10 protein-coding genes are annotated in these 11556 nt (G+C 69.0%); 2 read left to right on the top strand and 8 right to left on the bottom strand.

From position 1 onward, the window contains the following. Window positions 1–5 precede the first annotated feature (5 nt). On the top strand, window positions 6–641 hold the full coding sequence (locus AB0H50_RS31345) for a TetR/AcrR family transcriptional regulator (protein ID WP_357459756.1): 636 nt from the start codon (window positions 6–8) through the stop codon (window positions 639–641). A gap of 18 nt (window positions 642–659) precedes the next feature. Here the strand turns inward: AB0H50_RS31345 and AB0H50_RS31340 are convergent, their stop codons facing one another. Genes AB0H50_RS31340 through AB0H50_RS31330 form a run of 3 tightly spaced genes read right to left on the bottom strand, consistent with a single transcriptional unit; the run spans window position 660 to window position 5371 of the window. After that, the gene (locus tag AB0H50_RS31340) at window positions 660–2030 is read right to left on the bottom strand and encodes a long-chain-fatty-acid--CoA ligase (RefSeq protein ID WP_357459753.1); all 1371 of its coding nucleotides are present in this window, start codon (window positions 2028–2030) and stop codon (window positions 660–662) included. 54 nt (window positions 2031–2084) lie between these two features. Then, window positions 2085–3782 carry an aldehyde dehydrogenase family protein gene (locus AB0H50_RS31335; protein WP_357459750.1) on the bottom strand — a complete coding sequence of 566 codons (1698 nt, stop codon included), beginning with the start codon at window positions 3780–3782 and terminating at the stop codon, window positions 2085–2087. Then, window positions 3779–5371, bottom strand: coding sequence for a GMC family oxidoreductase N-terminal domain-containing protein (locus AB0H50_RS31330; protein ID WP_357459747.1), 1593 nt, complete (start codon window positions 5369–5371; stop codon window positions 3779–3781). Before AB0H50_RS31330 ends, AB0H50_RS31335 begins: the two co-directional genes overlap by 4 nt. A gap of 154 nt (window positions 5372–5525) precedes the next feature. On the opposite strand from AB0H50_RS31330, the gene AB0H50_RS31325 reads away from it, so the two are divergent. Further along, a complete protein-coding gene (locus AB0H50_RS31325; protein WP_357459745.1) occupies window positions 5526–6719 on the top strand; it encodes a helix-turn-helix domain-containing protein in 1194 nt (397 codons plus the stop codon). Window positions 6720–6769: 50 nt separating this feature from the next. Here the strand turns inward: AB0H50_RS31325 and AB0H50_RS31320 are convergent, their stop codons facing one another. From AB0H50_RS31320 to AB0H50_RS31300, 5 genes are all read right to left on the bottom strand, one after another. Then, the gene (locus tag AB0H50_RS31320; RefSeq protein WP_357459744.1) at window positions 6770–7618 is read right to left on the bottom strand and encodes an LLM class flavin-dependent oxidoreductase; all 849 of its coding nucleotides are present in this window, start codon (window positions 7616–7618) and stop codon (window positions 6770–6772) included. Window positions 7619–7821: 203 nt separating this feature from the next. Beyond that, a complete protein-coding gene (locus tag AB0H50_RS31315; protein ID WP_357459741.1) occupies window positions 7822–8541 on the bottom strand; it encodes an alpha/beta fold hydrolase in 720 nt (239 codons plus the stop codon). Between the two features lie 46 nt (window positions 8542–8587). Beyond that, the gene (locus AB0H50_RS31310; RefSeq protein ID WP_357459739.1) at window positions 8588–8971 is read right to left on the bottom strand and encodes a hypothetical protein; all 384 of its coding nucleotides are present in this window, start codon (window positions 8969–8971) and stop codon (window positions 8588–8590) included. Between the two features lie 114 nt (window positions 8972–9085). Continuing rightward, window positions 9086–10024 (bottom strand): alpha/beta hydrolase, encoded by a 939-nt coding sequence (locus AB0H50_RS31305; protein WP_357459737.1) that lies wholly within the window; start codon window positions 10022–10024, stop codon window positions 9086–9088. Then, window positions 10021–11541 (bottom strand): NAD(P)/FAD-dependent oxidoreductase, encoded by a 1521-nt coding sequence (locus AB0H50_RS31300; RefSeq protein WP_357459735.1) that lies wholly within the window; start codon window positions 11539–11541, stop codon window positions 10021–10023. Before AB0H50_RS31300 ends, AB0H50_RS31305 begins: the two co-directional genes overlap by 4 nt. Window positions 11542–11556: the final 15 nt, after the last annotated feature.

Raw genomic sequence — 11556 nt, 5'->3', positions numbered from 1 at the left:
TCGATGTGACCCGTGCCGAGCCCGTCCCCACGACCGCCGCCGAGTCTGTGCCGGAATCCGGATTCCGGCGCAGGCTCCTCGACGCGATGGCGGACGCGGTGCGCGAGCGCGGCTACCGGGACGCCACGGTGGCCGACGTGGTCCGGGCCGCGCGCACCTCGCGGCGCACCTTCTACGAGCACTTCGCCAGCAAGCAGGACTGCTTCATCGCGCTGCTGACCGAGCGGAACAACCAGACCATCCGGCAGATCTACGAGGCCGTCGATCCGGGGGCGCCGTGGCGGACACAGGTCCGCCAGGCCATCGAGGCGTGGCTCAGCGCGTCGAAGACCGACCGGACGATCACCCTCGCCTGGATTCGCGACACCCCCGCGCTCGGTGAGAACGCGCGGCAACTGCACCGCGACGCCGCCGACGCCTTCATCGCCTTGATCCAGAACCTCAGCGCGACACCGGAATTCGGCGCATCGGGCGTCCATCCCGCGACGCGCAAGACGGCCACCATTCTGTACGGCGGATTCCGCGAACTCATCGCCTCCACCGTGGAGGACGGCGAGGACATCGCCGATATCGCGGAGGTGGCCGTGGAAACCGCCATCGCCCTGCTGGGGCCCCGCTACGACCCCGAGAGCCGCCCCTAGCACCGCCGGGGCCGAAGTTCAACGCGGCCTTCCAAGGTTCGCCTGCACGACACCGGGATTCGAGAGGACAATAGCGAGTTCGCCGGCCGCGTAGCGGGCGCGCAGTACCTTCTTGTCGAACTTGCCGACGCTGGTCTTCGGCACCTCGGGCAGGAATGTCCAGCGTTCCGGCACTTGCCATTTCGCCACCCTGCCCGTGAGGAACGCGCGCAGCGCGCCCGCGTCGGCCTCGGCTCCGGCGCGCAACGTGGCGGCGACGACGGGGCGCTCGTCCCATTTCTCGTCGGGGACCCCGAACACCGCGGCCTCGACGACATCGGGATGCGCCATGATCGCGTTCTCGAGTTCGACCGACGAGATCCATTCGCCGCCGGACTTGATGATGTCCTTCGCCCGATCGACCAGGGTCAGGTAGCCGTCGGCGGTGACGATGCCGACGTCGCCGGTGCGCAGCCAGCCGTCACGGAACGCGTCGGAGCCGACCGCGCCCGCGTCCGGCGAGTAGTAGGAGGCGGTGATCCAGGGGCCGCGAACTTCCAGCTCGCCCACCGCTTTTCCGTCGTGCGGCAGCTCAGCGCCGTCGTCGCCGACGAGCCGTGCCTGCACCGGTGCGGGAAAACGGCCCTGGGTGACACGGTAGGCATAGGCCGCCTCGCCTTCGGCACCGTGCGGCGGCCACGCGACGCAGCCCAGCGGCGAGGTTTCGGTCATGCCCCAGGCCTGAATGATGCGCACTCCGTGGCGGTCCTCGAAGGCCCGCATCAGCTGCGGAGGCACGGCCGAGCCGCCGACCACGACCGCCCGCAGATGACCGAGGTCCTGCGGGACCGCGTCGACGGCGGCAAGCACCCCGTTCCATACGGTCGGCACAGCGGCGGCGAAGCTGGGTCGCTCGGCCGCCATCAGCTCGAGCAGCGGTGACGGCTGCAGGAATCGGTCGGGCATCACCAGCGAGGCGCCCACCATCAGCGCCGCGTAGGGCAGGCCCCAGGCGTTGGTGTGGAACATGGGCACGATCGCCAGCACCCGGTCCCCCGCCCTGATGCCCATGCCGTCGGCGGTGCACGCGTGCATGGAGTGCAGCCAATGGGAACGGTGCGAATAGACGACGCCCTTCGGGTCGCCGGTGGTGCCGGAGGTGTAGCACATCGCGGCGGCGGACCGCTCGTCGAGCACGGGGAAGTCGAACGTGGTCGGATACGCGGCGAGCAGCGTGTCGAGTTCGTGCACCGCGACGCCCTCGGGTGCGGGCAACGCCGATGCGTCACCGTTGGCGACGATGACGTGGCGGACGGTCCGCAGCCGCGGCAGCACCTCCGCGAAGGCGGGAGCGAGCGATCCGTCGACGATCACCACCCGGTCCGCCGCGTGATCGCTTTCTCGGAGCATGGGGGCGCCCGTGAGCCCGGGCCGAGATAGCCGGCCCGGGCTCACCTGGGTGTCTCAGCCGCGCAGCGCGGAGGCGAAGATCGACGGCAGGGCGGCGACGCCGGGGTTCTTCGCGAAATCGGTCAGACGCCGCAGGGTCGTGGCGCCGGTGCGGTTGGTGACGAACCACGGCGGCTTCGGCGACAAACTGAATTCGCCGTGCAGCAGCGACCGCGGCGAGGGACGGAACGGGCCGCGGACCACCGTTCGCTCCGGTTCGGCGATCAGCAAGGCGTTGTGGACAACGCCGATGCCGCTCTGGATATCGGCCAGCGCGTGGCCGGGGAACGCGCCCCACGTGGCGCGGGCGGTGAGGTAGCCGAGGCCGGTCCAGGCGTTGACGGCGATGGTGCCGTAGCGCAGGTCGGTCACGGCCTTGTCGAATCGCTCCCCTAACCTTTTGATGCTGGCGGGGTGGGCGATGATGTTCGCGCCGAGCGTGCCCTCGAACTCGTCATTGCACACCTGAACCGCCCGCGCCAGGAATGTGGCCGCGTCGCCGGGCAGTTCGATCACGCCGAGCACCGGGGCGAAGTATTCGGTGTGCAGCGCGGGTTCGCGCCGATCCGGCGCCAAGCCCTCGATGAGCGTGCGTGCGCCGATCGCCTGCGCCTGCGGATAGGTCCGGCGCGCAGTCGCGACGCGGTCAGCGGATCCCGGGTAGTAGTCCGGCCGTTGCGGCGCACGCTCGATCGCCGCGCGCAGTTCGTCGAGGAACCGTTCCTTCTGCGGCCAGTCCGCGGAGATCACCGCGATCTGCGCGGCGACGCAGTTGTACCCGTTGTTGTGCAGCCGCTGGGTGGCCAAGTGCTCGGCCTGGAAACGCAGGTCCGCCTTCGACCAGCGACCCGGCACCACAATGGTCGGCGAGACGCCGCCGAGCTCGCTGGTGATCGGCTTGTTCAGTTGGGGCGTGCCCGCCGCCTTGTTCCGTTCGCCCTCGGCGCCGGTGCCGAAGACGATGGCGTCGTGGGTGAGCGCGCTGCCGGTCATGTGCACCGCGTCCACGTCGGGGTGGTGCACCAACGCCGAGCCCACCTCCGCGCCGCCGGTGATCACCTGGACGAAACCACGCTCGATCACCGGAGCGAAGATCTTCTCCAGCACCGGCAGCAGCGGGTCGGTGATCGGGTTGAGCTTCAGCGCCACCACCCGGTTGTCCGCGTAGAGCTGGTACAGCACGTCCAGCGGGGCGATCGAGAAGATATTGCCCGCGCCGAGCACGACGCCGATGCCGCCGGTGTTGGCCGGCGTGCGCTGACCGAGACCCGCGTGGGCACGGATCGTTTCGGCGTCGACGCCGGGCCGCGACCAGACCTCGGCGCTGAAACCGTTGAGCAGCAGCGCATCGAACATGCCGTGCGGGAACACCTCTACGGCGGTGCGGCCGCCGGGCGCCGGACGGATCGGGAATCCGTCGACAGGACTGCGCCCTTCCTCCAGCGCCAGCAGCGATTCCGCGAGCGCCGCGGCCCCGGTCAGCAGGGAGTACGGTCCGCTGACCCATTCCTCACCCAGCAGGGGCGAGTCCAGGGTCAGCTTCTTGATCCGGGCGGCGGTCTCGACCCACTCCTGCGCGTGCCGCGCGGTATTGCTGTGAATCTGGTCCAGCAGCTGCCTGCGGGCGGACAGCGAGGTTCGAGCCCACTCGATCTCACCGCGTCGTAGCGCGGCGACGGCGGCCTCGACGGTTGCGGTCACCGTGGTGGTCATGACTCGTTTCCTTCCGAATCGGCGTCCTCGCGGATCATGTCGGCGGCCTTCTCGCCGATCATGATCGTGGGCGCGTTGGTGTTGCCCCGGACGACCGACGGCATGACCGAGGCATCGGCCACGCGCAGACCGCGCAGGCCGAGCACGCGCAAGCGCGGGTCGACGACGGCGCCGATGGCGCAGGTCGAGGTGGGGTGGTAAAGCGTCTGCGCGGTGCGGGCCGCGAAATCGAGCAGCTCGGCGTCGGAATCACCGGCGGGCGTGCGGAATTCGCCGGTGGTGAGCTCGAGCAGCGCGGGCTGATCGGCGATCTCGAGCGCGCTGCGCAGACCGGCGATCACACTCTGCCTGTCGGCTTCGGTGCCGAGGTAGTTGTGCCGGATGCGCGGCGCCGTGCCAGGGGCCGCGGAACGCAGGGTGAGTTCGCCGCGGCTGGTCGGGTCGACCAGGCAGGGACCGAACGCGTACCCGTGCTCGGTCGCGGCGCCGAGGCCTTCGCCGTGGAAGAGCACCGGCGCCATGTGGAACTGGATGTCCGGACCGGCGAGACCGGTGCGGGTCTCGATGAATCCGCCTGCCTCGCCGACATTGGAGGTCAGCGGCCCGCGGCCCGCTTCCTGCAGCAGACCGAGGTTCTCCGGGGTGAGCGCGGTCATCAGTGACTCGCGATCGGTGCGGTAGTTGAGGAACACCGACAGGTGGTCCTGCATGTTCTGCCCGACCGGCAGATCGCGGACCGTTTCGATGCCGAAGGCCGACAGCTGTTCGGCCGGGCCGACACCCGACAGCAGCAGCAACTGCGCCGATCCGTAGGCGCCCGCGGCCAGCACCACCTCGCGGCCGGCGCGAATCTCTTCCGTGCTCCCGTTACGGCCGATGACGACGCCGGTCGCGCGGCCGTTCTCGAACACCACCCGGTGCGCGAGCGCGTCGGTGATCACGGTCAGGTTGGGGCGCGACGCGGCCGGGTGCAGATAGGCGGCAGCGGCGCTGCACCGCATGCCGTCGCGCTGGGTCACCTGGTAGCGGCCGACGCCCAGCTGCGTGGCCCCGTTGAAGTCGTCGTTGCGCGGGTGGCCCGCCTGTTCGGCGGCGAGCAGGAACGCCTCGCTCAGCGGATGTTCCGATCGGCTCTCGCTCACCGCCAACGGCCCGCCGACGCCGTGGTAGGCGTCCTTCCCGCGTTCGTTGTCCTCGGCCTTCAGGAAGTACGGGAGGACCTCGTCGTAGCTCCACCCGTCGGCGCCACCCGCGGCCCAGCCGTCGTAGTCGGCGCGCGCGCCGCGGATATAGATCATCGCGTTCATCGAACTCGACCCGCCGAGCACGCGCCCGCGCGGCAGATAGGCGCGGCGGAAGCCGAGACCGGGTTCGGGCTCGGTGTCGTAATCCCAGTCGAGCGGGCTCTTGAACAGCGAAGGAAAGGCGACCGGCAGATGGATCTCGTCGGCGATATCCTGCGGACCGGCCTCGATCACGGCCACCCGCACCCGCGGGTCCTCGGACAATCGACTGGCCAGCACGGATCCGGCGGATCCCGCGCCCACGACCACGTAGTCGTACACGGTCGGCACCTCTCTCGAAAGCATCCTCGAATCGGGGCGCTATGACCCCGGTCACTGTCGCAGTCGATACTGCGGGCCAGAGGCAGCCGCCCACCATGTGCGCGAGTTTGCGGATACCGTCCCCCCGACTGTGCGCCAGCACAGTCCCGATCCAGAGCGGATGCCTACCATCGAACCCATGACCGCGCTGATCGAGCCGCCGACGAACGATTCCGCCGCCGTGGCACGCACCCTGCTCGCCGAGGTCGACGACCTCACCGCGGAGCTCGTCGGCCGCATTCGCACCGGCGATCACGCGTACGCGGAATCGACGGCGCTCACCGACGCCGAGCTGGGGCTCGTCGTGCGCGACAACCTCGTCTCGGTGCTCGGCCAGCTCTCCGGGAATTCGGGGCGCAGACTGCAGCCCGCCACCGTGGTCGGTCGCGTCAAAGCCGAGCTCGGCGTGCCGCTGGCCGCGGTGCTGCACGCCTACCGTTTGGCCGGGCGGCTGCTGTGGGAGCGCGCGCTCGGGGCGTCGACCGGCACCAACCTCGACGTGCTGCCACAGCTCGGTTCGGAGATGTGGCGGATCATCGACGACTACTCGGGTGCGGCGGCCGAGGCGTACGGCGACTACCTCACCGAGCGAGTCCGTCGCGACGACTCCGAGCGCCGTGCGCTGCTGCGCAGGCTACTCGACGGGGACGCCGACGATCCGACTCAGCGCGACATCGCCCGCGCCCTGCACCTGCCCCCGCTCGGCAGCTTCCTCGTGGTGCACGCCGAGGCCGATGCCGAGGCGCCTGCGCCGCTGCTCGGCATCGAGGACCGGTTCCGCGCCGAATTCATCGAATCGATCTGGATCACCGAGGCGGGCGCCCGTATCGGCCTGCTGAACCTGGCCACCGCGCGCGTGCAGGACCGGGTGCTCGACCGGCTCCGCGACCACGCCACCGGCCGCATCGGCGTGAGCCGCACCTTCACGACCGCGGGGCACGCCAGCCTCGCGCTGCGCGAGGCCGAACTGGCCGGCCGCTGCGCACCGCCCGGCGCCGCCACGGTCACCGTCTACGGCAACACACCCATTCCGCTCGTGCTCGCGCATGCTCCGTCCGCCTCACACCAGCTGGCCGACGACGTGCTCGGGCCCGTTCTCGAGCTGCCCGCCGAGGAACGCGACACCCTCCTCGACACGCTCGCCCTGTGGTTCGAATGCGGTGGTTCCAATACCGAAGTGGCGCAACGCCTGCACTACCACCGCAACACCATCCACTACCGGCTGCGCCGTATCGAAACTCTCACCGACCGCCGCTGCTCCGATCCGAAGGCGTCCGCCGAGCTCTACATCGCGCTGACGGCCGTGCGGCTCATCGGGTTGGACCGGTCCTGAGCATTCCGGGTCCGCCGACGTCGTCGCCCGCGGACCCGGATGCCATGGGGTCAGCCGATCAGATCGGCGATGCGGTCGACCTGCCCGGGATCGGAGCCGTAGCAGTAGAGCATCACTTCGTCCGCGCCGAGATCGGCGAATTGCTTTATCGTCGTGCGGATCTCGTCGGGTGTGGTGCGCAGGCCGGACACCATGTTGTCGGCCCAGCCACTGAACTCGTAGTAGGCGCCGATGGCCGCGCGGGCGTCGTCGATCACGTGCTGCGGGCCGAGGGCTACGTTGACCTGGGCGACCATGCGCGGTTCGCCGTCACGGCCGTGGTCGTGCCAGGACTTGCGGACGGAGTCGAACAGGTCACCGGCCCAGTGCGGCGGGACCGCGGAGAGGAACCCGTCGCCCCAGCGGGCGATGCGTTCCAGCGCGGCGGGCTTGAAACCGCCGAAGAGGATCGGCGGCCCGCCCGGACGGACGGGCGCCGGGCCGATCGGGCCGCACTCGACGCCGAACGGCTCGCCGGACCACAGGTTGCGCAGCTGCGCGAGTTGCTCGTTCATCCGGCGGCCCCGGCCGCGCAGCTCGGTACCCGACGCGAGGTGATCGTCGGCGCGGCCGCCGACGCCGAGCCCGAGCACCAGCCTGCCGCCGGACATACGGTCCAGTGTCGCAACCTGTTTGGCGAGCAGCGCCGTGTCGCGCAGCGGAGCGAGCAGCACCTCGGTCTGCACTTTGACGCGTGTGGTCGCGCCCGCGATGACCGACAAGGCGATCATCGGTTCGGGGTTGTCGTAGACGAGGCGGTCGAGCAGGCCGAGCGTCGAGAACGGTCCCGCATCGGCGCGGCGAGCCCAATCGAGCAGAACGACGGGGTCGGAGATCGGCAATCCGAGTCCGATATGCATGGATTCCTCCAGGAAAATGGGTGGGCAAATTACGCCGCCCACTCCATCGCCCGGCATCATGCCAGCGTGGGCTCCCATTCTGCGGCTGTACTTCTAGGGAGCACCAATCGGATTACGGCCACTGTAGATTCGGCCGTCGCGAAGCACAAATCGGAGCGTCCCGACTGGCGAAACAGACGGCGCGGCAAGCACTGTCGTCCGGCTCAGGGACAGTCGGTGGTCAGCGGGCCGCCCCGCAACGCGGCGTCGATCAGCTGCTGGACCGCGGCGTCGATCGGTTCGTCGGCGTGGGATACCAGGCGTCCGGGGCAGAACGATTGCACGCTCGCGTTCGTCGCACCGGGCAGGGTTTCCCGCTCCGCGCCCGCGTCCTCGGAGAACAGGTGGTAGGCGGGCAGGTCCGGGGGAACCGCCGGTGCGGCGTTCAATGCGGTGAGGAACGGCGACCCCGGGCTCAGGTCACGACAGCCCGGGTAGAACGGGGCGCACAGCAGAGCGAGCGCTTCACCGTTCTCGGGCGTGCCGACATCGATGTAGCTGCCCACCGACGCGCGCCCGTCGAGGAACTTCACGTAGTGGCGCTGGGCGAGTCCGCCCATCGAGTGACCGACGAGATCCACTCGCGCCGAACCGGTTTCGCGTCGGATCGCGGCGACCTCGTCGGCGACGGCGCGGGCCGAGTGGGCCAGCGGCGCGGTCGCCGTAGGTTCTCCGGGCAGCACCATCGCGTAGGCGGTGTAGCCGCGCGTGCTCAACCACGCCCGCAGGGTCTCGAGTTTGCCGACGTTGGCGTCGAAACCGCCTATAACGAGTACGGGATTCGTCGCAGTACCGTCCACCGGGTCGGCGGCCGCTGGTCCGGCGAGGCCCAAACACACCGTGACCGGAACAAGAAGGGTGAGAATCCTGCGTGCCGTATCCATCGACCTGCTTCCTCGGAGACGGGATGTCGGTGGGGACTGTAGCCTTCTAGTAGTCACAGAGCTTCACCCAGTCGTTGTCCCGATCGCGGTTGTCCCTCGCGAACAGGCCCGCATCGGAGACATACGGGACGGCCAGATCGAAATCACCGCTGCGGTAGATCAACCATTTGCGGTCCTTCCCGTTCAGCAGCTCGGCGTCCTCGCCACCTTCGAGGAATCCGCTGAAGCTGAAGCTGTGGCTCTCGCTCTCGATCTTGTTGTTGCTGATGTAGGCGTACTGGTAGGTGTAGGCGTAGAAGTAGCCCCACCTGTCCACCGTGTCGGAGCAGCTGCCCGAGTTCGAGTCCGAGTAGGACTCGGCCTGCGCGGTCCCCGCACCCGCCGCCAGCGCGACACCAGAAGCCAGCAGCGTCAACAGAATTCGCTTCATCATTCCCACCCACTGTGCCGTGGACCCGATGTCCACCGTCGAACACCGATCGTATGGCGGCCGCCCCATCGGTCTCCTTAACGGAGACATAAAGCGCCACCACACAGTGCTCGATCAAATGACTTCGCGGTACCGCACCCGTGCTCCGGCGCACGAAGGATCGAGGACACGGGTGAGGAATTCGAGCTGGTCGGCCAGGGCCCGCTGCTGCCACGGGCCGTGGTAGACGTCGAAGTGGTCGACGGGATATTCGCGGAGTTGCGCCAGCTGTCCGGCCTTCGCGGCGGTCCGGCGAGCCGCGGCGGGCGGCGCGACACGATCGTTCGTGCCGACCTGCACCAGCATCGGGCACGGCACGCGGCTCGCGAAGGTGATGGGCCGGTTCAGTCCGACCTCCAGCGCGGTACGCGCGCACACCTCGTTGCGCCAGGTCGGCCCCGCCATCGAGAGGCAGGCTTCCTCGGCACCGGGGGTGCTCATCATCGCCGCGGACCCGGGCGGCCCGACGATCGGCACGTGATACGGCGTCCGCTCGGTGAGGGCGCGAGCCACGTCGCGCAACCCGTGCGCGGCCGCGCGAGCAAGCTGGCCGACACCGGCGTAGCGCGCGAGCTGGGCCAAGGTGGCGAACCCGTCCATCGCGGGTGTCAGCGAGACGATCGCCGCGACGCGTCGGTCCTGCGCCGCGACCGCGACGACGTGACCGCCGGAATACGAGGTCCCCCACAGCGCGATCCGGCCCGGGTCGACGCCCGGCAGGTGACGGGCGGCCGCGATGGCCGCGTGGTAGTCCTGACGCTGACGCCGGACCGAAACATATTGGCGGGGTGCGCCTTCGGACTCGCCGAAGCCGCGGTAGTCGAAGACGAACGCGTCGAGACCGGAGTCTGCGAAGGACTCGGCATAGCCGAGCAGGCCGGTGTCGCGGGTACCGCCGAAGCCGTGCGCCATGACCACGCAGGGGCGACCGCCCGGCGCGTCCTTGCCCGCGGTGAGATGCCAGGCGGCGCAGCGGACGCCGTGGCTGGTGAAGGTGATCGCGTTCCTCTTCATCGCGTTCCTTCCTGGGCGGAGACCGACAGGGCAGGCGTGACGGCGGTGAACCTCAGCGCGCTGTCCTCGACCGGCCCCTCACGCAGCCGCTCGACATCCTCTTCGTAGGCGTGCTGGAACCTCCATGGGCCGCTCGTACCCGCCCGTGGGAACTTCGCGATTCCGCGCTGGACATAGCCCGAACTCAGTTGCATGAGCGGCACCCGCTCCATGTCCGGATCGTCCAGCACCGGCTCGACCGTGCCGTGGCCGTGGGAGTCCATGTAGTCGAGCAGCCGGCAGAAGTGCTCGCACACCAGGTCCACCCGAAGCGTCCAGGAGAGGTTCGTGTAGCCGAGGGCGAACACGAGGTTCGGCACCCCGGAGAGCATCATGGCCTTGTAGCCCGTCGTGTCCGGCACATTCACCGGCTGTCCGTCGACGCCGAGCTGGATCTTGCCGAAGGGCGACATGGTCAAACCGGTTGCGGTCACGATGATGTCGGCGGCCAACTCCTGGCCCGACTCCAGCAGGATGCCCGTCTTGGTGAACCGGTTGATCCGGTCGGTGACGACCGAAGCCCGTCCGGCCGAGATCGCCTTGAACAGATCGCCATTGGGCACCATGCACACCCGCTGTTCCCACGGGTTGTAGCGCGGGGTGAAGTGCGTGTCGACGTCGAAGTGCGCGGGCAGTTGCCGGCGCACGGTGGCGATCAGGAGCTTGCGCATCACCTTCGGAGCGCGCTTGCACGCCTTGTAGATTCCGCGAGTGACCATGATGTTCTTGCGCCGGATGATCCGGTGCGCGCGCTGGTGGCCGAGCACTTTGTTCAGCGTGTTGGCGAGCGCGTCCTCGGCCGGAAGCGAGATCACGTAGCTCGGCGAGCGCTGCAGCATCGTGATGTGGCTCGTCTTGCCTGCCATCGACGGGATCAGCGTGACGGCCGTCGCGCCGCTGCCGATCACGATCACGCGCTTGCCTGCGTAGTCCAGATCCCGCGGCCAGTGCTGCGGGTGGATCACCCGGCCCTCGAAGTCTTCGACGCCGGTGAACTCGGGCGTGAAACCCGCCTCGTGGTCGTAGTATCCGGTGCCCAGGAAAAGGAACCGCGCGGTGAATTGCTCTGTTTCGTCGGTTCCCGACCGCTGGGCGGTGACGGTCCACAACCCGTTCGACGAGGAGAACTCTGCGCCGAGCACCCGGTAGCCGAAGCGGATGTGCTCGGCCAGCCCGTTCTCGGCGACGGTCTCCCGCAGGTAATCCATGATGGCGTGCCCGTCGGCGATCGACTTGCGATGGGTCCACGGCTTGAAGCCGAAGCCGAAGGTGGGCATGTCCGAGTCCGAGCGAATGCCGGGGTACTGGAACAGATTCCAGGTGCCGCCGATCGAGTCGCGGCACTCGAGGACCGCGAACGACGTACCAGGGCGCCGGGTTGCGAGGTGGTAGGCGGCGCCGATGCCGGAGATTCCGGCGCCGATGATCAACACATCGAAATCGGCGGTCCGGGTCTTGCTGATGGTCGCGATCGTCACTGATCTTCTCCTGGC

The sequence above is a fragment of the Nocardia sp. NPDC050793 genome (assembly GCF_040654065.1).
Classification (GTDB): domain Bacteria; phylum Actinomycetota; class Actinomycetes; order Mycobacteriales; family Mycobacteriaceae; genus Nocardia.
This window is presented reverse-complemented; position numbering and strand designations above follow the sequence as displayed.

Bases quoted from the DNA above. Each gene is read 5' to 3' on its own strand.
- AB0H50_RS31340 (WP_357459753.1), bottom strand. From the start codon at position 2,030: ATGCTCCGAGAAAGCGATCACGCGGCGGACCGGGTGGTGATCGTCGAC.
- AB0H50_RS31335 (WP_357459750.1), bottom strand. From the start codon at position 3,782: ATGACCACCACGGTGACCGCAACCGTCGAGGCCGCCGTCGCCGCGCTA.
- AB0H50_RS31330 (WP_357459747.1), bottom strand. From the start codon at position 5,371: ATGCTTTCGAGAGAGGTGCCGACCGTGTACGACTACGTGGTCGTGGGC.
- AB0H50_RS31325 (WP_357459745.1), top strand. From the start codon at position 5,526: ATGACCGCGCTGATCGAGCCGCCGACGAACGATTCCGCCGCCGTGGCA.
- AB0H50_RS31320 (WP_357459744.1), bottom strand. From the start codon at position 7,618: ATGCATATCGGACTCGGATTGCCGATCTCCGACCCCGTCGTTCTGCTC.
- AB0H50_RS31315 (WP_357459741.1), bottom strand. From the start codon at position 8,541: ATGGATACGGCACGCAGGATTCTCACCCTTCTTGTTCCGGTCACGGTG.
- AB0H50_RS31310 (WP_357459739.1), bottom strand. From the start codon at position 8,971: ATGAAGCGAATTCTGTTGACGCTGCTGGCTTCTGGTGTCGCGCTGGCG.
- AB0H50_RS31305 (WP_357459737.1), bottom strand. From the start codon at position 10,024: ATGAAGAGGAACGCGATCACCTTCACCAGCCACGGCGTCCGCTGCGCC.